Origin of the sequence: Gimesia sp., from assembly GCF_048260065.1 — a bacterium.
GTDB lineage: Bacteria > Planctomycetota > Planctomycetia > Planctomycetales > Planctomycetaceae > Gimesia.
Map to the genome: position 1 here is coordinate 254,590 of NZ_JBLXHC010000007.1, position 22,853 is coordinate 277,442.

16 protein-coding genes are annotated in these 22,853 nt (G+C 52.0%); 5 read left to right on the top strand and 11 right to left on the bottom strand.

Going from position 1 to position 22,853, the window contains the following annotated elements; genetic code table 11:
- Positions 1-75: 75 nt before the first annotated feature.
- The 6 genes from ACN0YN_RS15425 to ACN0YN_RS15450 form a co-directional block, all read right to left on the bottom strand.
- Positions 76-993 carry an SDR family oxidoreductase gene (locus ACN0YN_RS15425; RefSeq protein WP_417385912.1) on the bottom strand — a complete coding sequence of 306 codons (918 nt, stop codon included), beginning with the start codon at positions 991-993 and terminating at the stop codon, positions 76-78.
- 19 nt (positions 994-1,012) lie between these two features.
- Complete coding sequence (locus tag ACN0YN_RS15430) at positions 1,013-1,513, bottom strand: hypothetical protein (RefSeq protein ID WP_417385913.1); 501 nt, start codon at positions 1,511-1,513, stop codon at positions 1,013-1,015.
- Between the two features lie 56 nt (positions 1,514-1,569).
- The gene (locus tag ACN0YN_RS15435; RefSeq protein WP_002643954.1) at positions 1,570-2,517 is read right to left on the bottom strand and encodes a ribose-phosphate diphosphokinase; all 948 of its coding nucleotides are present in this window, start codon (positions 2,515-2,517) and stop codon (positions 1,570-1,572) included.
- 215 nt (positions 2,518-2,732) lie between these two features.
- Positions 2,733-3,479, bottom strand: coding sequence for an NTP transferase domain-containing protein (locus ACN0YN_RS15440; RefSeq protein WP_417385914.1), 747 nt, complete (start codon positions 3,477-3,479; stop codon positions 2,733-2,735).
- A 103-nt stretch (positions 3,480-3,582) separates the two neighbouring features.
- On the bottom strand, positions 3,583-4,737 hold the full coding sequence (locus tag ACN0YN_RS15445; protein WP_417385915.1) for a hypothetical protein: 1,155 nt from the start codon (positions 4,735-4,737) through the stop codon (positions 3,583-3,585).
- 571 nt (positions 4,738-5,308) lie between these two features.
- Complete coding sequence (locus tag ACN0YN_RS15450) at positions 5,309-5,566, bottom strand: hypothetical protein (RefSeq protein ID WP_417385916.1); 258 nt, start codon at positions 5,564-5,566, stop codon at positions 5,309-5,311.
- Between the two features lie 388 nt (positions 5,567-5,954).
- On the opposite strand from ACN0YN_RS15450, the gene ACN0YN_RS15455 reads away from it, so the two are divergent.
- Positions 5,955-6,950 carry an NAD(P)H-dependent glycerol-3-phosphate dehydrogenase gene (locus ACN0YN_RS15455; RefSeq protein ID WP_417385917.1) on the top strand — a complete coding sequence of 332 codons (996 nt, stop codon included), beginning with the start codon at positions 5,955-5,957 and terminating at the stop codon, positions 6,948-6,950.
- Between the two features lie 79 nt (positions 6,951-7,029).
- Complete coding sequence (locus tag ACN0YN_RS15460; RefSeq protein ID WP_417385918.1) at positions 7,030-8,322, top strand: PQQ-binding-like beta-propeller repeat protein; 1,293 nt, start codon at positions 7,030-7,032, stop codon at positions 8,320-8,322.
- Between the two features lie 67 nt (positions 8,323-8,389).
- Here ACN0YN_RS15460 and ACN0YN_RS15465 read toward each other — a convergent pair whose 3' ends face one another.
- From ACN0YN_RS15465 to ACN0YN_RS15485, 5 genes are all read right to left on the bottom strand, one after another.
- Entirely contained in the window at positions 8,390-9,841 is a 1,452-nt protein-coding gene (locus ACN0YN_RS15465) for a DUF1501 domain-containing protein (protein ID WP_417385919.1), read from the bottom strand.
- Between the two features lie 321 nt (positions 9,842-10,162).
- The gene (locus tag ACN0YN_RS15470; RefSeq protein WP_417385920.1) at positions 10,163-10,726 is read right to left on the bottom strand and encodes a hypothetical protein; all 564 of its coding nucleotides are present in this window, start codon (positions 10,724-10,726) and stop codon (positions 10,163-10,165) included.
- A 78-nt stretch (positions 10,727-10,804) separates the two neighbouring features.
- Positions 10,805-14,035: an efflux RND transporter permease subunit gene (locus tag ACN0YN_RS15475; protein ID WP_417385921.1), complete on the bottom strand. Its 3,231-nt coding sequence runs from the start codon at positions 14,033-14,035 to the stop codon at positions 10,805-10,807.
- Positions 14,036-14,099: 64 nt separating this feature from the next.
- Positions 14,100-15,584 carry an efflux RND transporter periplasmic adaptor subunit gene (locus ACN0YN_RS15480; protein ID WP_417385922.1) on the bottom strand — a complete coding sequence of 495 codons (1,485 nt, stop codon included), beginning with the start codon at positions 15,582-15,584 and terminating at the stop codon, positions 14,100-14,102.
- Positions 15,585-15,729: 145 nt separating this feature from the next.
- Positions 15,730-16,185, bottom strand: coding sequence for a hypothetical protein (locus tag ACN0YN_RS15485; RefSeq protein WP_417385923.1), 456 nt, complete (start codon positions 16,183-16,185; stop codon positions 15,730-15,732).
- A 357-nt stretch (positions 16,186-16,542) separates the two neighbouring features.
- On the opposite strand from ACN0YN_RS15485, the gene ACN0YN_RS15490 reads away from it, so the two are divergent.
- From ACN0YN_RS15490 to ACN0YN_RS15500, 3 genes are all read left to right on the top strand, one after another.
- Complete coding sequence (locus tag ACN0YN_RS15490) at positions 16,543-17,511, top strand: C-terminal binding protein (RefSeq protein WP_417385924.1); 969 nt, start codon at positions 16,543-16,545, stop codon at positions 17,509-17,511.
- A 152-nt stretch (positions 17,512-17,663) separates the two neighbouring features.
- Positions 17,664-19,319, top strand: coding sequence for a hypothetical protein (locus ACN0YN_RS15495; RefSeq protein ID WP_417385925.1), 1,656 nt, complete (start codon positions 17,664-17,666; stop codon positions 19,317-19,319).
- Between the two features lie 378 nt (positions 19,320-19,697).
- Complete coding sequence (locus ACN0YN_RS15500) at positions 19,698-22,850, top strand: fused MFS/spermidine synthase (RefSeq protein ID WP_417385926.1); 3,153 nt, start codon at positions 19,698-19,700, stop codon at positions 22,848-22,850.
- Positions 22,851-22,853: the final 3 nt, after the last annotated feature.

Here is a 22,853-nt window from a genome sequence, read left to right on the forward strand (position 1 = left end):
AGGCCTACAGTTAAGACACAGCATACACAGTTGACTATCAAACCAAAAGTGAGCAGATAATGAGGAACCGCTCACTCAGCCATTTTCAATGGCATTCGGCAGGCCTTCTGTGATGGTGGGAAAGGTCAATGAAACGCCGAGTTCTTCCCGTAACCTTTTGTTATTACAGCGTTTATTTAAACCAGCGGCACGCTCGGTACTGTTGAATCGGGTTGATTTCATGCCGATTTCTCCCGGATCCGCCGTGGCAAACCGGGGCTCAGGTGCCTGCAACAGTCGCGCGAGTGTTTCATAATACTCCCGCCGGGTTATCGGACGACTGTCGCTGACCAGATAGCGGTCTTCCAGGTGAATCTCCGTATCGCACTTCAGGATTGTCTGGACGATGTCAGTCAGATGAATCAGATTGAGCCAGGCATCAGGATTTCCCGCCAACGGTTCTCCGGCTCTGATCTGCTCCATCCGGGCCAGCAGTCTGCCCGGTCCATAAATGCCCGCCAGCCTGAGAATGACGGCGGTCGCCCCGTTCGACTTTGACGCTGCATTTGACAGAAAACCGTGCTGATCGAATAACTGTTCTGCTTCGAGACAAATCTGGCCGTTTTCCCGTTCCGGCTCACAGACCGATGTTTCATCAACCCACTCTCCGGCGGTCTGTCCGTAAACACTCGTGCTGGAAAGATAGATCACTTTCTCAGTTCGCTGTTTGAGGACTTTGAGCGCAGATTCCAGACCGGTCACATATATCTCCCGCCGGGATTTGTCGGATGTACGATCGAAGCCGACCGCGTAGAGTACCGTATCCGCTTCGGGCAGGCCCTGCAGTGTTTCCGGCTGAGTAATATCCCCCAATACCGGCTGGATGCCAGACTCGGTAAATTTGCGTGCGTTGTCTTCAGAACGTGTCAGTGCAGAAACCTCGTGCCCCTGCTTCACCCATTCCTGAGCGACAGACATCCCCACATAACCACAACCGATAATCAGTTTCCGCATATTTCAACCATTTTCTGTTTCAGCGTTTTCCGCGAATACGGGGTGCCAGTTGATCTGAGTGTTGCACGACCTGCCTGATCTGATCGTGGATCAGATTGTGTAATTCCAGATCAGAGCTTTCTGCCAGAGACTGTACCAATTTGACTTTCTCAGGATCCTGCCAGATGAGTTCCAGCTGCTGAAAACGCTGTGACATCGCCTGCAGACACGCAGAGAGTTCGGTTTCATTCAGATCATAGCGCTGGAGCACGGATTCGGTAGAATTATGCAGCCGCGTCAATCGGGCCAGTGTGCTCCCCTGAGTGCGGTAAAGCTGTCCGTTGAGATAGGCACGCCGGAGAAAGGCATTCTGATCAAACTGATAAACGGGATCACTGCCGAAGTAAAAGGAAAAATGCCCGTTTTTCTTCTGCCCCCAGAACAGAGGCTCGTTATCCTGTTCAACCTGAAATTCAGCGCGAGGAAATAATGCTGTCGCTTCCCGCATCAGGTCTTCGCGGTCCTGTTCATGCAGAGCCATAGCAGTCCTTTATCTGAGTCGATTTCTGCCAGACTGTCTTCGACTCACACTGGAAGTTAATCGAACAGATGGCTGACCGATTCATTTCGATGGATACGGCGAATGGCTTCGCCCAGCAGTGGTGCGATGGAAATCGTTCGCAAATTGGAAAGTTTATCCTGATCGGGAATCGGCAGGCTGTTGGTGACGACGATTTCTTTGATCGGCGCTTCACTCAGCAACTTGATGGCGGGTCCACAGAAGACGGCATGTGAGGCCCCCACATAAATTTCTTTCGCCCCCTGCTCTTTGACAACATTCACTGCGCCGACGATGGAACCACCAGTCGAAATCATGTCATCAAACAACAAAGCCACTTTGCCCTCAATCGGCCCGCCGATAATATTGGCCTGTTGCGTTTCAATCGCATTTTTGCGGCGTTTATCAACAATGGCCAGGGTGCCGCCAATATTATTGTTATGCTGCAGAGTACGCTTGATACTTCCTTCATCCGGACTGACCACGACCAGGTCTTTGTCTGGAATGTTCAACGATCTGAAGTAGCGATCGAGGATCGGTGCCGCATACAGATGGTCGACCGGGGTATCGAAAAACCCCTGAATCTGTGCCGCATGCAGATCCATCGCCAGCACACGATCCGCCCCCGCTTCGTTGATCAGATTCGCAACCAGTTTGGAGGTGATCGGCACTCGACCTGAGTCTTTCCGGTCCTGACGGGCGTATCCGAAGTAGGGAATGACGGCGGTAATACGTTCTGCACTGGCACGCCGACAGGCGTCCATCAGAATCAGCAGTTCCATCAGATTATCATTCACGGGAGGCGAGGTCGGCTGGACGATAAAAACGTCGCGACCACGGACATTCTGATTGAGTTTCAGACTGATTTCGCCATCAGGAAAATTTGATAATTCGACGGATGCGAGCCGAATACCCAGATATTCTGCGATTTCTCCGGCCAGCTGCGGATGAGCTCGTCCACTGAGAAGAGTCAGATGATCATACATTTAAAACGATGCCTGCAGTATTGCAATACATAGAGTAGCGGGAACAAAAGTGAGCAATGCCAGACACGAACGATCTGGTCTACCCTCTATTCACGCTTATCGAGTGCAATAAGTCAAGCATGAGCTTTCGATTTCGTATGAAACGACTCAAATGCCAACGCGCAGGCATTATTTACAGGCAATGACGAAGGCAGAAACAGGGAAAACCCTGTCAATTATTCCACAGAATCATTTTGCAGAATCTCAGCCACTTCGGCGAGCTGCTCCTGTGTATTGACGCCCATTGCTTCCTGAATATCAAAGACGGGAAATGCCTTCACCGTCTGTCCCGCTTTCAGCAGGATTTCGGCACAGTCGGTCAGATAATATTCAGCCTGACTGTTATCGGGCTTCAACTGCTGTAACGCGCTGAATAACTGTCGGCCATCAAAGGCGAAACAGCCGGTATTGATTTCCTCAATCGCTGCTTCCTCGGGTGTGGCATCCTTCTGTTCTACAATTCTCAGAAACTGACCGAATTCATCACGGACAATGCGTCCCAGACCATGGTTGGCTTCGGTCACGGCAGTCCCGACGACGCAGGCGGCCTGATGTTCCTGTTGCAGTTCGAGTAATTTTGAGAGTGAACTCCCTTTCAACAGGGGAGTATCTCCGGCTAAAACCAGCACGGGACCGTCGTGGTCCGCCAGGTTTTCCGCACTCATCATGACTGCATGGCCGGTCCCTTTTTGTTCTGACTGCAGAGCAAAATCGAGATCACTGTGATGGGCGAGCGCCGCTTTGACTTCTTCTGCCTTGTGCCCGACGATCACCACGATCTTTTCGCAGTCCGCGGCACGGGCGGCATCCAGAACGTAATCAATCATGGGACGACCGAGAACCGGATGCAGAACTTTAGGTAGCTCTGATTTCATCCGGGTACTTTTACCGGCGGCTAGAATCACAGCGGCAGGACGACTCACGATGGATTTCCTTTATTCAGCAATACAACGGGTGCGCGACATATAGTATCGAATGATGACAGGCTGACAGCATGTCGCTCAACAAGAGGTTTGATGGTTTCGCTTAAAACTGCACACCAAAGCGGGCGATGAAACCGTCTTTGATATCAAATCCGCCACCACGCTTGAAGTCAGCTTCACGTTTGAAAACACCCCCTGCTTCGAGGAACAGGGACATACAGCCATTGTCGCCACGCAAACCGAGCATCATCGTGTAATCTTTGAATTCCACCTGGTCGCGACCATTCACGCCAACCCGTTCGACTTCGAATGCTTCGATATCGTATTCGAAACTACCGTAGAGCCAGACACTCTTATCGCCGACATTACCCAGGAAGCGACTGACGCGAGCCTTGGGGAACATGGCACGGATTTCCCACAAATCATTGGGAGTCCAGACGATACCGGCATAAGGAATCACATAATCGCCAACACGGTCCCAGTATGCAGCACCAACGGCAAACATCCAGGTATCAGAAGGTCGGAAGAACAGCACGACGCGACCGTCGAACTGCCAGGCATCGGAACTCAGACTCTTACCAAAGTCGGAAGCCAAAGCCGGAGTGAAGCCCAGCTGCACACTCCACAGACCGTTTGCCGGGGTGGATAAGGCAAGGTCACTGCCGAAGCGGAACCCTTTTCCAGGTAACGAAACATTCTGAGGACCATCCCATCCGCGGTAATCAAACTCGGGGGTCGCAGCAAAAATCCAGCCATTACGTGTAGGTGTGGTGTAGGTCAGATCGACATCGGTTTCAAAAACACCAAAGTTACCACCAGGTGCTCCCCCTGGTTGAACGTAGGTCGGTACCTTCGGTAAAAATCCAAATTGATAACGGGAACCCCAGCCGAAACGATAAGGCTGTGGACCGTTGATCCCGGTGGGATAACTGCCACCAGGCATAGCCTGAGCTCCATACGGATCGACGCCGGAACCGGGTGTCAAAAAGGGATCATACCCCTGCTGAGGTGCTCCATACAGAGTGCCTCCCCCCATATTCGGATCGTATGGCTGTGCATTCGGGTCAATAAACTGACCACCATTGGGAGGGATTGTCGAGCCGTAGGGTGCCGTTTCTTCATAAGTGGGCGGCGGACTTTGTGCACGAAATATAGCCTCAAAGTCTTCTGCGGGCGTATAAATGGTAGTGATTTCATCCGCACTCAGATTCAAGCTGGCGGAAAAAACGATGGCAAGACAAAGAAGGGAAGCTTTCAATGTTCGACCTGCAAATATAGGATTAATCAGTTTACGAGCAGAAGTGCTCTGTCTGAATGGGGAGTCGGCAACACGCTGTGGCTCAACTCTGTTGTGTAGGGATGGTGTAGTGAGGGGATTTTCCAAATGCAGGCGATTAGGTCAACATCAATCTGAAGGCATTCAGCAGTAAACTTGAGGAATAGTTTGAATTTTTCCGGGATTTTCAACAGAAAATTCTGCTCGACCGCAGTGGAAATTCAGGCAATTGCAGCGGGAAACGGAACGCAAAACTATCAGAGCTAGAGGCTTACGCTAGAGAATATAAGCCCTGGTACGAGAACGCATGCGGAAATACCTGCCGACAGGCAATCAGTCATTTCCCTGCGCTGGAATCCCATCAGACAGATCGGGAAGATCTGATCGATCGTCAGAGATGACAGCCGCCTACAAGAAGATTGAGTTTCCGTGGCTGAGAACAGGGTACAATCTGTCTACAGACGGTACCCGACGCTCTGACAGACAAGCCTTTCCGGAGCGCACAAAGCTGTTGCTGTCAGAGTTGAAATTCAGTCGAGTAAAAAACAGCCGTTTATTTGTGATAACCCAGGCCGATGACCACAGAATGCAGTTCTTCGAAGGTAATAAAGCGACGTCGATGACGTAATTTGTACTGGTCGATCGCTTGTGCCAGTTCGTTGACATCCTCATTTTCTGAGTTGTAGGAATTGCTGAACTGACGTCGTTCACCCACTCCCTCCGGACGGCTACTGTCCCGGTTTTGACGACGATCCTCAAAAATGGCGGGTTGTTGCTCAGTCGCGGGCTGTTGCTCGGTGATCGGTTTCATGAGATTGCTCCTTGAAGATTGACTTACCAGTTCAACCCTAGGTTACGTTTTCTGGTAATGTGTAAAAATTTGATATTTGCAGCGGTTATTTCTAAAATCCGCTTCCAAAAACACCTACTGTTCTGATTATGAGAATCGTAGGAAATGTTTGGCAAAACTCGTTTTTTGCAGGGAAAATGGGGGAGTCAATCTCGGCCCGGAATGTTCCTGTCAGAAATACAATCGACTGATAATTCCGTCTTCTTTGGCTTACCAGGTATTTCTCGTTATATTACAGGTATTACGATCATGAGTATTCTGCCTGTCGTGCAGCACATGTCAGGAGGGATTCCGAGTAACTGAAAAGAAGAATGAATATCATTCTCTGAATAAGAAAGACAAGCGTTTTATGGATACAAAAGTGGCAATCCTGGGTGGAGGGGGTATGGCGACCGCCTGTGCAACCCTACTCAGTGAATCTCCCGATATTGCAGTCTCCATGTGGGTCCGCAAACCGGAAGTGGCAACGGACATGCAGACATCACGGGAAAATAAAAGACTGCTGCCCGGAGTGACTCTGGCTGATTCAATCCAGGTTACTTCTGACATTGATGAAGCGGTCGCGGATGCCGATTATCTGGTGATGGCGATTCCGACCGAGTTCCTCAGGCAGGCACTAACGAAACTTGCGTCTCACCTGAAAAACAGTACTCCCGTGATCAGTGTGATTAAAGGCATTGAACAGGGAACATTTTTTCGTCCGAGTGAAATCATCGCCGACGTACTTGGCCCCCGACCTGTCGTTGCCCTGGGCGGCCCCAGTCATGCAGAAGAAATTGCCCGCCGCCTGCCTGCCAGTGTAGTTGCCGCCAGTGGTGATATTCATCTGGCCAAGCAGACACAGAAAATGTTCAGTACAGACCGGTTTCGTGTTTATACGAACGTGGATATTGTCGGCGTAGAACTGGCGGGCGCTCTGAAAAACGTGATTGCGATTGCTGCGGGAATTTGTGACGGCGGCAAATACGGTGACAATGCCAAATCAGCCATCATGACACGCGGCCTGGTGGAGATGAACCGTTTCGGTTCTGCCTTTGGAGCCGAACCAACCACGTTTTCCGGGCTGGCGGGTGTGGGAGACCTGATCACCACCTGCATGAGCCCCTTCGGTCGAAACCGCAGTCTGGGGGAACGGCTGGGAAAGGGAGAAACACTCGATGAAATCATCAGCAGTATGAATGCCGTCGCGGAAGGAGTGAATACCACCCGCAGCGTATATGATCTCGCAGAGGCAAAAGACCTGGACATGCCCATCACCACCGAGATTTTCCGCGTGCTGTTTGAAGGCAAGTCTCCGGAAGCAGCAACGCAGACCCTGATGACTCGACCACAGCGCGAAGAATAAATTATCATTGAGTTCCGACTCATTGTCTCACCGGTTCAAGTGACTCAACTTTTACTATCAATTCCCCACGGAGTATTCAATGCGACTTTCAGGACTGACTATCACGGCTTGCCTGTTTATTTTTCTGATGTCTGATTTTTCTCAGGCAGAAACCTGGCCTCAATTTCGGGGTGCAGATGGAAGCGGCGTCTCTCAAGAAAAGAATCTGCCGGTGAAATGGTCTGCCGAACAGGGCATTCTCTGGTCAGCAGCTCTGCCAGGTCGCGCGAATTCTTCACCAGCCATCACTGCCAACCGGGTTGATGTCACGACCAAAACGGACGATGAGGGACTCTGGATCCTGTCATTTGACCGCAAGATTGGTCAACAGATTCGTAAGGTCAAGGTGGGAGCAGGTTCGCTGGCAGCCCCCGGTCCCCGCAATCTCTGGGCACATCGTCACAACGCCGCCACTCCCTGTCCGATTTCCGACCAGGAACACATCTGGGCTTTCTTCGGAACAGGTCTGCTGGTCTGCCTCGATGTAGAATCGGGAGAAACTGTCTGGAAACGGGATCTGGTGAAAGACTACGGCGCGTACGATATCACCTTCGGCATGGGTTCCACCCCCCGTCTGTGGGGCGACCTGCTGTTTGTCACATGTATGACCAAAGGTCCTTCTTATGTGGTCGCCTTTGATAAACAGACCGGTAAAGAGGTCTGGAAACAGAATCGTAAACTGCCTGCAGAAAAAGATGGAGCCGACGCTTATTCGACCCCCACGATTTATCAAAACGGCGATCGCACAGAACTGCTGGTCTCCGGCTCGGATCATGTGAATGCCTATGATCCACAGACAGGGAAACAGCTCTGGATTGCAGGCGGCCTGGATATCCCCAGTCCATTTGGTCGCATCATTGCAGCCCCCATTGCGAATTCCAGTAGCGTGATTGCGACCTCCGCAAATCCGGGGGGCGGAGGCCTGGGATACATCAAAGCCTTTCAGAACGGGAAGTCCGGAAACATCACCGAGTCAGGTCTGCTCTGGAAATTTGATGTCGCAACTCCCGATTCTTCTACGCCAGTGATACTGGATAACAAACTGTATATGATCAACCAGAGCGGCGTTGCAACGTGCCTTGATCTGAAGACCGGCGAACCCATCTGGAAGAAACGGATGAAGGGCCAGTATTTCTCGTCACTGGTTGCCGGTGATGGAAAAGTCTACTTTCTGAGTATCGAAGGCCTCTGCACTGTTGTAAATGCAGAGAACGGAGATGTGCTCGCTGAAAATCAGTTGCCGGGCACGTTTTATTCCACGCCAGCAATCAGCGACGGAGTCATCTACCTGCGTTCGTTTGACCGCCTGTATGCGATCTCGGGAAAACCATAATCGAAAAAACGCCTCTCAGTAGTTTTACTAAGAGGCGTTCTTTTTTGCTTTGGTTTGGTTCGCGAGATCAGGCACGACCCGCCAGTTCGGGAATGGCGTTCCCATGCATTACGATGGGAGTCGGGCGTCCTGAAAAATCGGGTAAAAACGTATTCGCGTAATCAATGCCCAGATGCGAATAGATGGTCGCCAGGAAATCGTGGGGGCCGACCGCACGTTCAACGGGTCCTTCCCCTTTTCCATCCGTGGCACCGATGATCTGACCGGTCTGAATATTTCCGCCGGCAAACAGCATCGAATTCGCGTTCGGCCAGTGATCGCGGCCTGGCTGGGTCGTTCCTGCACTGCCGCTGCCGATTCCGCCTCCCGTACTCTTTGCATACGAGATACGAGGAGTACGACCAAATTCACCTGCGACTACAACCAGTACCCGTTTATCCAGGCCCCGCTGATAGATGTCTTCAATCAACGCAGTGACCGCCTGGTCATAGAAAGGCATTCGATATTTGATCGCGTCAAAAACATGGTGATTGACGGCGTGGTCATCCCAGTTATTGACACGGCCACACAGTTTTCCGGAAAGCTCAGTCGTAATGATTTCCACACCTGCTTCCACCAGACGTCGCGCCATCAGGCACTGCTGTCCCCATTGATGCATGCCGTAGCGCTCACGAATGTGTTGTGGCTCGCGGGTTAAATCAAAGGCATCGGCGGCCTGTTTACTGGTCAAAAGATTGGTCGCCTGGGCTTCGAACTGATTCATCGCTTCCATGGAACCATCCAGATCCAGATCACGACGATACTGATCGAACTGTTCTCGCAGTGAAATTCGCTTTGCCAGACGTTCGGTCTGTTTCGCATCAGTCAGGCCGATGTTAGGAACCTTGAAATCAGGCGAACTGGGGTCCCCGCTGATCTGAAACGGACCCGATCCCGGTCCCAGGTAAGTCGGGCCGGCAATCTGAAAGCTGTCATAATTCGTAATCGCATTCACGCCAATATAGTTGGGGAGCACATTGTTCGAATCACGACGCAGAAAATTGGCAACCGACATGAAGTCGGGCAGCTTGGGTTTGCGTTTATCAATGCGGTCAGGATCGCCTCCCAGCACCTGCAGCGAACCGGCCGGATGCCCTCCTCCGGTATGGGTGATGGAACGCAGAACCGTAAATTTATCCGAAATCTGTGCATGCCGGGGAAGCAGCTCACTGAGAATCAGGCCCTCTGTTTTTGTCGCGATCGGTGAAAACGGACCGCGATAATCGGAAGCCACTTCAGGTTTGGGATCGTAGGTATCCAGATGGCTGACACCGCCTCGGCACCAGACCAGAATTACCGCCGTCCGCTCTTTTTTCGGTGTGGCGGGAGCTTTTCCCTGCGATTCAGCGGCCGCCTGCAGTTGGTACAACCCGGGTAGAGACAGGCTGCTGAATCCCCCCAGACCGATTCTCATGAATTCGCGCCGGGAAGCTCCTGCTGTCTGCTGACGGGACTGCCGTCTATTCAATTGCTGTTTCATCTCAATGCCTGAATGAGGTCCGAAATCGATTTCTGGACTGAGCGCGGAATTTCCTCTGATTATCTATATCGGCAGTATACCATGCGATTCCCTGCTCTGTCTAATCGAATGAGTCATACTTACTCCCCTTAGTATCAAGTTTACTTATACCAGGGTCAAAAGAAGGCTGCTCGTGTACCGTATCCGAAGTAACAGCGGCTGAAACGATTCCATCTGTCCAGCATACTGAGCAAGATTAACGGAACTCGCGAAGTCTTAAAAAAACGCCGTTCCCGAGAAAGAGAACGGCGTTTCTAATAATCAACTCACACGAAATCGACTCTAGTGAGCATGTTTTTCATCATGCCCATGATCGTGGTCGTGTTCATGATCGTGTGCATCAATCTCGCCGGTAAACGATTTGCCGTCGATCTCCAGAACCAGTCGGGCAGTTGTCCCTTTTTCATCTAACAGTTCACCCAATGCTTTATCCTGGGTCGTGAATTTGGAAGACTTCCCTTCCGGATCCCCCTGCTCGGGAGCAGCGGCCAGCGTAAACTGCTGTCCTTTGCCATCGTGTTTGACATTGACCAGCACACTTTCTGCTGTGATGGGAACACTGGCTTTGGCAGCACCATCGAGAATATAAATGGTGACCGCGCCGCTTTTTTCGTCGTGCACGAGCTCTGCATGATAGACTTCTTTCCCCAGTTCAATTAAAGAACCGTGATGCGGCCCCTCACTGGGATGATCGTGGTCGTGATCATGTTCTTCCATGGTCACATCTTCCGGAGCCGCTTCGTCAAACGATTTTGTCCCCTGCTCTGAACCGGAATTACACCCCACAAAGGTCAATCCCAGCACACAGAATCCTACCGTCAATAAATCTGTCAATCTGTTCTTCATCGTTTCAATCCTTTTCAATAAATCTCATACATGCTGTTACATGCAACTCGTTTCTATTACGTTTTCATTTTCTCCCGTTCACGCGACGGGAGTTGTCTCTTCTTCCCGCTCTTCGATCAGCGGTACATCTTCATTTGTGTCTGCCACAATCCGCGCACCGGCTGTACGACCATAACTCCAGAACAATGCAGGGCGAATGAAGAATTCCAGAATCGTACTGCTCAACAGTCCGCCGATAATGACGGTAGCGACGGGATACAGAATTTCTTTACCGGCTTCTCCCTGTGACATCGCCAGTGGTACCAGTCCGATTCCGGAAGTCAACGCGGTCATCAGAACCGGTGCCAGTCGTTCCTGCCCCGCTCGGACAATCATTTCCCGCGTCCAGCCTTCTCCCTCATATTTCACCAGATGGAGGTAATGGTTTAACAATAGAATTCCGTTACGGGAGGCGATGCCTCCCAGTGAAATGAAACCGACCATCGCGGCAATCGTCAGTGTCTGCCCGGTCACCACCAGGGCAATCACCGAACCAATGAACGCCATCGGCAAAGCGGCCATCACCTGCAGAGAAAAATTCGCGGACCGGAACATTGTGAACAGGACCAGGAAAACACCCAGCATCGAAACCAGAAACAATGCCGAAATCATCCGCGAAGCCGACTGCTGACTTTCAAACTGACCACTATATTCTACGAAGTAACCTGCGGGCAGCGCTTCAATGATGGGCCTCTGCTTCGCCTGGATCTCATTCACCACATCGACCAGTCCACGTCCTGTCACATTACACTGCACGATGATTCGTTTCTGGACTTTTTCCCGATTGATAGTATTCGGCCCGGATGACACAGAAATTGTGGCGACCGATGAAAGCGGCGTGGTGCCCCCCTCCGGGAGATCAATCGACAACCGCTCAAGTGCCTGCCGATCTTCACGGTAGCGTTCATCCATGCGGATCAACAGGTCGAAAGTACGCTGTCCCTGTAATACCTGTGAAACGACCATGCCGTTCATGGCCGTTTCCACATACTCATTCACATACGCGGGAGTTAAACCATACAGTTTCAATTTATCCCGGTTCAACTTGATCTGCAGTTGCGGGATTTCGACCTGGGGCTCGACCAGCACATCGGTGACGCCGGGCACACTCTGCATCGCCACCTCCATCTTCCTGGCGGTATTACGCAATACAGTCAGATTTTCCCCGTAGATTTTAATTCCGACCTGCGCTTTCACTCCGGAAATCATATGGGAAATCAGATGGGCCAAAGGCTGTTCCACCGAAATCACGATCCCCGGAATCGCTTCCATCGAAGTCCGGATGTCGTCGAGCACCTGTTCGCGGCTGCGGTCCGATTCAGGATCAAAAGAAATGATATATTCGGAAACATTCACCCCTTCGGCGTGCTCGTCCAGTTCTGCGCGTCCGGTTCTGCGGGAGAAAGCTTCTACTCCTTTGATTTTCTTCAACCGATCCATCACGGTTTTTGATATCTCATTCGATTTTTTCAGTGAAGTTCCCGGCGGTAACACCACATTCAACTGCGCAACCCCTTCATTGAAAGGAGGCAGAAAATCTCGATCCAGTTGAAGCAGGAACAGGCCGGCCACAAACACACCGATGATTCCCGCAATCAGCATCGGGCCCGAAAAGCGAATACTGAAACTGATCACATACCCGGCAATCCATTTCAGAAATCGCAGGAGCGGGCCATCCTGATGACCGTGTTCTGCGGACGATGTTCTTTTCTCGGGATCGACGGGTGTTCCGAATTTTTTCCCCAACAGCCAGTAGGAAAGGACCGGCGTCAGCGTCAGCGAAACCAGCAGTGAAGACAGAATCGAAACGATGTAGGCCACGCCCAGCGGGGCAAACAGGCGGCCTTCCATACCCGATAAGGCAAACAGAGGTAGAAAGACCAGCACCACAATCGCAGTTCCAAAGACGATCGAATTGCGAATTTCGCAACTCGCCTGGAACACAACTAGCAGTGTGTGTTTGGGATGTTCTGCATAACGGTTTTCCTGCAGTCGGCGGAAAATGTTTTCCACATCCACAATCGCATCGTCCACGAGTTCCCCAATGGCAACCGCGAGCCCCCCTAATGTCATGGTATTAATGGATAACCCGAAGATCGCAAAAATGATGGCGGTAATGGCTATCGACAGAGGAATCGCAGTCAGCGTGATAAACGTCGTGCGAAAATTCATCAGGAACAGAAACAGAATGATGACTACCAGAATGCCGCCATCCACCAGAGCGTCGATCACATTTTCTATCGAGCGGTCAATAAAAGATTTCTGTGAATACAGCTCGGGTTGAATGCGGATGTCTTTGGGGAGAGAAGGTTCCAGATCTTTTAATGCCTGGATCACATCGTTGGCCACGCGACGGGTGTCGGCGTTGGGTTGTTTATTGACGGTCAATACGACGGCGTCCCCTCCCATAAAGGTACCGTCTTCCTGTTTCACGAAGGCAGAACTGTCCCCCCGTTTGACCTGAGGCCCTTCGATGACTTTGGCAATCTGCGAGAGAATCACCGGGCGTCCTTTGCGGGTTGCGACGACCACTTTCTCGAGGTCTTCCAGAGTCTGAATTCGACCTAATGCACGTACCAGGAATTCATTTGGTCCCTGTTCATCCAGATATCCGCCAGTCGCATTTTCATTACTCTCTTCACAAGCCAGTCGCACTTCATGCAGGGTGATACCGTATTTCAACAACGATTGCGGGTCCACGAGTACCTGAAACTGCTTGCGACCGCCTCCCATGGTGAAAACCTGAGATACGCCGGGAATCGTCAGCAGGCGTTGTCGAACCACCCAGTCGGCCAGCGTGCGGACTTCGAGCGGCGAAGTTTTATCCCCTTCACTCCACATGCCGAGCATCATGATCTGCCCCATGATGGACGAGATCGGCGCGAGCTGCGGTTTCACGCCATCAGGCAGCTGTTCGGTCACCAGCTGCAGTCGTTCGTTGACGACCTGCCGGTCATTATAGATATTGGTGCCCCATTCAAATTCCACATAGATAATCGAAATGCCGACACCAGAGGAACTGCGGACTGCCTGCACACCGGTGGCACCGTTTAAGGTTGTTTCCAGCGGGAAAGTAATCAGCGATTCCACTTCTTCCGGTGCCATACCCGGCGCTTCGGTCATCACCACAACACGGGGACGATTGAGATTCGGAAACACGTCAATGCCCATATTCACTGCCTGCCAGCTGCCGAAGCCGATCAGAAACAGTGAGAACGCCAGCGTGAGATGGCGTTGTTTCAGAGCAAATCGAATAATTGCGTTTAACATGGCAGCAGTTCCAGGTAGTGACAGAGTGCGAAAGAGAGATCAAAAGCCTGACAAGGGGAAACAATCAGTGATTGTGTCCCGCATGCGGATCGACGGCGCCGCCGGCTTTGTTCTTCAATGCCATCTGCAGTTGATGTGCCCCTGCTAACGCAATTTTGTCTCCGGGAAAGATAGACCCGTCATTTTCGATCACTGCCCAGAGCTGATTCTGATACAGCACATGAACGGGGCGACGATCGAAGTGATCTCCGTTCTCCTGAAAGACAAACTGCTCGGCCCCCTCACTGGCGACCGCTTCCACGGGAAGTACGATCTGTTTCTGCCAGGTTTCCACCGGAATGAGTAACTGCATTCGCTGTCCGGTTTTGAATCGCCAGGTAATATAGCGATCTCCGTCTTTGCGAATGGTGTCGTGCTCTATCTGATTCGTCAGATTCACATAGACGGAAAAGGTCCTGGTTTCGGTTTCGATCTTATTATCGAGGTAATCGATCTTCAGATCTTTGATCAGCTGTTTGCTTTTGTTATTTTCTTCCTCGATCGCTTCGACGGGCCACTGATTTTCCAGGCAGCGTGTAATTTCGTCAGTCTCCTGCTCAAAGGCCTGACCTTTGATATACAGATCACTGTAATCAGCCAGCACACAGAGCGTGTCTCCGGCCTGTACGAAATCCCCTTTATTGACATCCAGTGACTGCACGACCAGCAGAGATCGTTGAGATGCAGCCTCCTGATCGAGGGTTGCCGGCGCAGGGGCGGAAATTCGTTGTATTTCCATATCCGGAGCCGATACTTCACCGGACTGATCATGCACCAGAGGGGCATAAACCAGGTGTTCTTTAATCAGTCGCCGTGTCTTCTTGATTTCATCTACTTGCGACGCAGTAAAACCATGCAGCAGGAGTGCCTCGCGCTGTGCTTTGAGAATTGCTTCCAGCTTTTCTTTTTCATATTCGCGTTCCAGCAGCACCTTACCGGCGATGACCCCTTTATCGGTAATCACCTTAATCCGGTCGATTTCTTTAAGTTCGACATCGAGTTCGCCCAGAGTTTTCAGATACGCCGTTTGGGCCTGTACCAGATCTTCATGCGTCAATCGGATTTTAAACAGGGGGCGCCCTGGTTGAACGGCTTCCCCCCCGGTGACGTTCACATTGGTGACAATACCTGTCATGGGGGCAACCACCTTGATGCGGGTCTTGCCAGGACGCTCCACCACCATCGCGGGGATCGTAATCGTACGGGTAAAGTCTTTGAGCTGAACCGGAACCACTTTATCAGCCGTCAGACCGACATTTTTTCTGGCCTGAGGCGAGAGTTCCAGCGAGCTGGTCTCATCGTGTCCCGCATGGTCGTGATCGTGATGATCCTCCTCTGCTGCAGCGTCAGTTTTTTTCTGATCAGACTGCTGCTGACTCCCTTTGCCAGCATAGCTTTTGAGTGCAGGCATCCACTGCTGCTGAGTCCCCCAGAGCAGAAATCCCGCAATCACCAGCACGACGATTGTCAGTAATGTTTTCCAGTTTTGTTTCAGTTTTGAATCATTCATCACAGGCCTCGTATCGGGCTGCGCATAAGATGCCCGAAGCATGCACAAGGTAATTCGTGAGAGGTCCGATTTGCAAAACGTTCAAGCGCGGAATAATTCCGGTACTTGGCGCAAAATCGGGGAGACAGTCAGAAAAGAGCGGTCTCTAAATCAACCAGACAGTGGTCAGTGACTGCGCGCGCACGCCCGGTGACAGAAAGACCGAAGCGGAACTGAAAAGCGGCATATGATCGACGTATTGTTTTTCACGGGCAGAAAATAAATCGTCCCAGAGCGGCATCAGACTGATGAGCTGGGAAGATTCATCGAGCACCTTGACAGAAGTTGCTGCCAGATAGGAACAGCGGCCCTCCTGACAGGGATCGGAGTCCTGATGCACAGGAATGTTCTGGTCTGTCTCGTGAGTACATTGATCGGAAGTGGCATGCGAATGTTTGTGCCCATGATCCACGTGTTCGGCTTCATGATGACAGAGACTCACTGTCTGACAGGTCTCATGTTCTCCCGCATGACAGTCGTGCGCATGATGCCAGCCACATCCCAGCACAGTGTGGGACAGCATCGAAATCAGCATCAAAATGACTGTCAGATGTAAATTCATGAAAACCCTTTAAAACAAACGGACGACGCTTGAATCATGTCACGTAACCCCAAACGTGTCAAGCTCTCTCTCTTTAAGACGCAAAAGGAGGGCCGATTGTCACCATAGATCTCATATTTTTATTAAATCGCCTCAATTTAACAGTTTAGAACAAGTAACATCTGATCATAGTTCCTCATTTCAGGCTGCTTTCTGTCGCAGGACTGATCCAGTTGTGATCAATCTGACTCTTGAGTTCTGGTAATCGTGAGTTCCGTGCAGAATTGCAGAGAGCTGGACTTGTAAACATAACTTAAAAATAAGATGCTGAAAGAACAGAATCCTCGAAGCGTTCTCACAAAACAAAAGGAGTGATTTGTGTCTGCTAAATATCGTGTGTTAATTACCGACCGTGCCTGGCCTGACTGTGAAGTCGAAAAACAGGAGCTGGCGCGTGTCGATGCGGAAGTGATCGAAGCCCCTCCCGGTGCCGACGAAGCAACTTTAGTGGAATGCGCTTCAGGCGTCGATGCGATTGCCACCTGCTGGGCCCAGGTGACTCAGAAAGTGATTGATGCCGCCCCGGACTGCAAGACGATTGCACGGCTGGGAATCGGGCTGGACAATATCGATGTCGCTTATGCCACTTCGTTGAAGATTCCCGTAACGAACGTCCCCGATTATTGCATACCCGAAGTAGCCGATCATGCGATTGGCCTGATGCTCGCCAGTCTGAGAAATATCGCCTTTCTGCACCATCAGACAAAACAGGGAATTTATGATCTCTCCGCAGCCCCGCTGCCTCGTCGTGTGGGAACACTGACACTGGGCCTGTTTGGATTCGGCCTGACAGGGCAGGCAGTCGCCGAAAGGGGACGGGCGTTCGGCATGCAGGTGATTGCCACCAATTCGTCTGGTAACGACTACGGAACCGGCACCCGCATGGTTTCATTCGAGGAACTGCTGGAGCAGAGTGACGTGATTTCAATCCACGCTCCGCTAACCGAAGCGACGCAACATCAGTTCGATGCGACCGCGTTTCAGAAAATGAAGTCCAACGCGATCATCGTCAATACGGCCCGTGGCGGACTGATTGACTTCGATGCATTAAAAGCCGCGGTGAAAAATGAGGACATTGCAGGTGCCGCGCTGGACGTCTTTGATCCGGAACCCCCTGATCTGTCTGACCCGTTTTTTCAGCACGACCGGATCATTGCCACGCCACATGCTGCATTTATATCACAAGAGTCACTGGACGAACTTCGACAGCAGGCAGCAAGTCAGGTGGCAGATGTTCTAGTGGGCAAACAGCCCAGTAATGTGGTAAATCCTGCAGTATATGAATAATCGCTACCATCGGCAGAAGGATGTCGAAAAAGTGCATCATTGACGTCGCGAATCCCGCTGAGACTGCTTTCACATAAGCTAGGCTAACCATAGCTGTCCTATATTTTTAGCTTTATACCATGTGAAAGGTAAACAGACTCAGGTACGAATGGATGGAACCCGGTCAAGACGCTCCTCAACCTGACCCAGAGATTCCGCAGATCAATCCACAGCCGCAAACAGGCTCTGAATCCGATCGTCAGGAGGAACGTCCGCGCTCAGCCGCAGAGATCGAGCGACAGGAAGCCGAACAGATCGCCCAATGGGATGCGGAAAAGATTCAGCACATGGCGGAGCTGGAAACGGAGCTTCTGGAAAAAGAACAACTGGTAGAGCGACTGACCGAACAGTTGACCCAGGTAGCAGAACGCCTGGAACGCAGTCAGCATACCAGCCACGAACAGAAAGCCTCGGATAACCATCGAATTCAGGAACTGGAATCGATTCGGCAGGAAGAAGAAGCGCTGATCGCAGTGCTCAAGGACCGGCTGTCCCAGGTGGCAGAACAGCTGGAACGCAGCCAGCAGCACCAGCATGACCTGACAGAAACAGATCTGCAACGCCTGCTGGAACTCGAAACGGAACTGCAGGAAAAAGAAACTCTGGTCAACACCTTGACCGAACGGCTGTCGCAACTTGGCGAACAGTTGCAGATCGCGCAACGGGAAAAAGCAGAGCTCAGCGCCGCTGATCAGCAGAAAATCCTCGAACTGCAGACCGAACTCGAAGAAAAGGAACAGCTGGTCGTAATCCTTACGGAACGCCTGGAACAGGTTGCCGAGCAACTGGACCGGCGGCATCGAACTGGCGCCGACCGGGGCATGACCATTTCCAGCGGGATGCCACCGGAGGTCATCGAAGAACAACAGAAACTGACACACGACCTGCATGCTCTGCTCGAACAATGGCAGGGCATGGAGACGGAATCGGCCCTGACCCGAATTGAACTGCAGATTGCGGAACTGAAAAAAGTTGTGCAGGATGGTTTCGAAAAGGGGCCGGTAGCACCTCAGACATCCAGCCTGGTTGACTACCTTTCTTCACCGACTATCCTCAGTTCAGAAGAGTCAGCGGTCAGCGAAGAAACAATCATTGAAGAAGAACCTCCTACACCCGAACCCGTGCAAATGCCTCATTCTGATGCCGGTACAGACTCGGCCGTCAGTGGCTGGGAGGCCATGAAGCAGAAACTGATGGCAGGTCAGGGAGTAGATGTCTCCGCTGATCTGGCCCGTAAGCCGGCCCCCAAACCGGAACCACAAAAGAGACCGGAAACTTCAACTGGTTCACTTTTAAGTTCGACTCCCGCGGGATCTGGCGGGCGTACCCTGGCAAGTTATAAACCGCCGATTCCGGATCCCCCCGTTGAAATCATTGAGGAATCGGCAACACCAAATCAACTGATCGCGGCCGTTCGTGAACGGGATCTGTATATCAGCGCATTAATCAAGCGCCTGCGGGAAGCAGAAACCGCCGTCATTCCTGTGAACTGGGAACAGTTGAATAATGCTCCTGCAGAACTCCTGGAACAACTGCAGGCATTGCACCACGATCTGGAACATAGCCTGGGACTGGCAGAAGTAGAGATCTCCATCGAACGTGCCCGTCTGTCGCGCACCCAGTCGATGTTGCAGAACCGTGAAGAACAGATTCGCAAAAAAGAAAAGCAGCTGGGTTTGAATCTGGAACGCAGTGAGGAAGAAGAAGTCCCTGCAGAAAAACCTCTCAACGATGAACAGAAAAAACGCTGGCTCGGATTTCTAAACTAACCTGCGTCTGAATTCATCAATTATTCACAATCGTGTGTTCCTGTTGAACGGCGATTGCAGCGACTGGGAGTCCCCTTCTCAGTAGACTGACACAGAACTTACCTGCTCTCCTCTTCGCCTGAACTCCCTTCTTTTTCCGTCTTTTATTCTCCAGATAACGATCTACAGGAATTGTTCCTGCTGCTGATCTGATTCAAGCTCAGTCCGCTGCTTCTGACTGATTGAGGCGATTCAATCCCTCTCTGTCATTCTTGATATCCTGACATCAATCAGTCATGATGAAGGGACTGAGTCTGCAAGCGGGCCTGCAACCCTTTACCCTGCCAAATTCTTATTTTATCCATGATTTCTGCTGAATGCAGTCGGTCGGAGAGATTCTTGAATCAGTCGCTACCAGAACGTACCGCTCCTCTCTGGATGCTTTCACTGATGCTGCTCCTCTCGGGTTGCTGCGCATTGATGTTTCAGGTCGTCTGGATTCGTGAACTGCGACTGGTATTCGGAGCAACAACCGCCTCTTCTGCCGCAGTGCTGGCCATCTTCATGGCGGGACTGGGGCTGGGGAACTGGCTGTTCGGCGGCAGGATCGATGCGACAGAACGCCCGCTGCGATGTTACGGCCTGCTGGAACTGGGAATCGCGCTGACGGCGGGAATCAGTCCCCTGCTGATCATGCTCGTACGACAATTATATGTGAGCCTGGGAGGTCAGGCCGCACTGGGACCGGAACTGGCGACGCTCTTACGCCTCCTGGCTTCCGCGCTGATCCTGGCAGCCCCCACCATTCTGATGGGGGGCACCATGCCGGCTGCCGCCCGTGCCGTCACCAGTTCTGCCGACCCGCATCGTCGGGGGGTCGCATTGATTTACGGATTGAACACCATCGGCGCTGTCGTCGGAGCCGGCATGGCTAATTTTATGCTGCTGGAAGCGCTGGGAAATCGTGGTGTGCTCTGGTTCGCCTGCGGGATCAATCTGCTGCTGGCCGTCTCAGCCCTGCTGATTTCGAAAAAATTATCACAGGGAGCCGAGGCACAGACACATCAGGAACAGACAGAGCTACCACCGTCAATCAGCCCGGAGAACAGTACCACTCAGCCGGAACAGTTAGGCATCGTCTGTTTCGCATCAGGAACGGTCGGCTTTGTCTTCTTTCTGATGGAGATAGTCTGGTATCGCATGCTGGGACCGCTACTGGGGGGCACAACTTATACGTTTGGGTTAATCCTCTGTGTGGCGCTGCTCGGCATTGGAGTCGGAGGTGCGCTCTATGCTTTACTGGCACGACTTGTAAAACCGACGCTCTCCTTTCTGGCAGTCATCTGTACGCTGGAAGCGTTGTTGATCGCGGTTCCGTTCTGGTATGGAGATCAGATTGCATTCTGGGTCCTGCACCAACAGAGTCAGCCCGTAGCGACGTTTCTGGAGCAGGTCTGGAACTGGTTTGAAGTCGGTGCCTTTGTCATTTTTCCCGCGGCTCTGATCGCCGGTTTTCAGTTTCCACTGCTGATCGCGATTGCCGGGACAGGGAAAGCCCATGTCGGCAAACATGTCGGCTGGACCTTTGCGGCGAATACGCTGGGAGCTATCTCGGGTTCGATCGCAGGGGGATTCTTTCTGCTGCCCGTCATGACTGCCCCGGGTCTCTGGAAACTCTCCGTCTGCCTGCTGTTGATCCTGGGTTTAATCCTGTTACTGGCGGGTCAACGCTGGCGATTCTTCTCGCTGGCGACTTCAGTTGTCCTTTCTCTGGTCACGATTTTCATGATTCTGGAAACCGGTCCCACCGCAGTCTGGAGGCATGCCGGGATTGGGGCGCGACGCGCCAGCCTGGATGAAAAAGGGGAGAACGGAGAACAGAACTTCTCACATACGAAAAACCGACAATGCATCTGGGAAGCGGAAGGACGGGAATCGAGTGTCGCGATCACAGCCACAGACAGCCTGGCTTTTATCGTCAACGGCAAGAGTGACGGGAACGCGTTTGGAGATGCAGGTACCCAGATCGGCCTGGGGCTGATTGGCCCCCTGCTTCACCCCGCACCGCGCACCGGGCTGGTGATCGGGCTGGGCACCGGGGAATCCGCTGGCTGGATGTCGGCGGTGGAAGAGATGACCGCCGTCGATGTGGTCGAACTGGAACCCGTCGTTCTGGAGATGACGCAACGCTGTTCACAAATCAATCGGGATGCGTTGCACAACCCGAAACTCAAGCTGCATTTTAACGATGCCCGCGAGTTTTTACTGACCAGCAAAAAACAGTACGATCTGATTGTCTCCGAGCCTTCGAATCCCTATCGGGCCGGCATCGCGAATCTCTATACCCGGGAGTTTTATGATTCCGTTTCCCAGCGTCTGAATCCGGAAGGTCTGTTCCTGCAGTGGCTCCAGGGTTACGAAGTCGATGACAGCACCGTTCATATCGTACTGCAGACAGTCAGAGCCAAGTTTCCCGAAGTTCAGATCTGGCAGACCAAGGCCCGCGACATGGTGCTGGTCTGTGGTAAGACGAAAGAGGCTTTTCAGTATCAGTGGGACTCACTGCAGCAGAAGCTGAATCAGCCTGTAATAGCAGAAGGGCTCAAACAGGGCTGGTCCGTCATTGACGTGGAAGGCGTCCTGGCTCACTTCGTCTGTGGGAATCGCACGATTGATCAACTGCTGGAATCACTTTCTGATCCGATGAATCTGGATGACCGCAATCTGCTCGAATATGCGTTTGCAAAAACCGTTGGCAAGTCAACGCGTTTTTCAATTCACGATCTGCAGGAACGCGCGGTTCAGTTGAACGATGATCTGCCGGTGACGCTTGATGCAGCGAGTCGGGAAAAAGTCATTCAAAGACGACTGGCGATGCAACTCAGACTGGGGGGCGCCGTTTATATTGCCGATTCATTATCCGAAGCACAGCAGACACGCGGAGAGGCTTATAACCTGTATCTGTCCAGGCGCTATTTAGATGTCCTGGCACGCTTTCAGACATTTGAACCTGACTTCAGCTGCCCGATTGAAACCCTGGTCTATGCACACACGCTGGCAGAATCCGGTGTCCCTGTTCCGGAAGAACAGTTGGTAACAATCAGAGAACACAATCCCACGGAAGCGACCGCGATCGAGGCCATTGCCGCACTCCAGCAGAAACAGCCTGATCAGGGTCTGCAGAACATCATCGCTACCTTGAAGCTGCTGCAGGACAGCCCGTGGGGAAGCCGTCAACTGCTGGACGCCATTCTGTTCAAATCCGTCAGCCTGTGTGATGCGAGCGCCGCATATGCCGCTCCCCTGTATGCACAGTTGCAGCGTCCCTTTGCCCTGCATCGTCTGGAAGATAATCGACTGCTGGTACGGTATCTGATCTCAGAAAAAATGGAAAATCAGCAGATCATCGATTCGTTAGCAACCATGGAACCGAATGTTCCCTGGAAGGAATGGCTGCTGGAAAAACGAGTCCGGGTGTATGCAGCCGTTAATCATCCACTGACCGAACAGGCCCGACAGGAACTCTCAAAATTCAAACGGGCAAACCATTGAAGC

Excerpts from the sequence above, each read along its gene's own strand:
- ACN0YN_RS15425 (WP_417385912.1), bottom strand. The coding sequence starts at position 993 with ATGCGGAAACTGATTATCGGTTGTGGTTATGTGGGGATGTCTGTCGCT.
- ACN0YN_RS15430 (WP_417385913.1), bottom strand. The coding sequence starts at position 1,513 with ATGGCTCTGCATGAACAGGACCGCGAAGACCTGATGCGGGAAGCGACA.
- ACN0YN_RS15435 (WP_002643954.1), bottom strand. The coding sequence starts at position 2,517 with ATGTATGATCATCTGACTCTTCTCAGTGGACGAGCTCATCCGCAGCTG.
- ACN0YN_RS15450 (WP_417385916.1), bottom strand. The coding sequence starts at position 5,566 with ATGAAACCGATCACCGAGCAACAGCCCGCGACTGAGCAACAACCCGCC.
- ACN0YN_RS15455 (WP_417385917.1), top strand. The coding sequence starts at position 5,955 with ATGGATACAAAAGTGGCAATCCTGGGTGGAGGGGGTATGGCGACCGCC.
- ACN0YN_RS15460 (WP_417385918.1), top strand. The coding sequence starts at position 7,030 with ATGCGACTTTCAGGACTGACTATCACGGCTTGCCTGTTTATTTTTCTG.
- ACN0YN_RS15465 (WP_417385919.1), bottom strand. The coding sequence starts at position 9,841 with ATGAAACAGCAATTGAATAGACGGCAGTCCCGTCAGCAGACAGCAGGA.
- ACN0YN_RS15470 (WP_417385920.1), bottom strand. The coding sequence starts at position 10,726 with ATGAAGAACAGATTGACAGATTTATTGACGGTAGGATTCTGTGTGCTG.
- ACN0YN_RS15475 (WP_417385921.1), bottom strand. The coding sequence starts at position 14,035 with ATGTTAAACGCAATTATTCGATTTGCTCTGAAACAACGCCATCTCACG.
- ACN0YN_RS15480 (WP_417385922.1), bottom strand. The coding sequence starts at position 15,584 with ATGAATGATTCAAAACTGAAACAAAACTGGAAAACATTACTGACAATC.
- ACN0YN_RS15485 (WP_417385923.1), bottom strand. The coding sequence starts at position 16,185 with ATGAATTTACATCTGACAGTCATTTTGATGCTGATTTCGATGCTGTCC.
- ACN0YN_RS15495 (WP_417385925.1), top strand. The coding sequence starts at position 17,664 with ATGGAACCCGGTCAAGACGCTCCTCAACCTGACCCAGAGATTCCGCAG.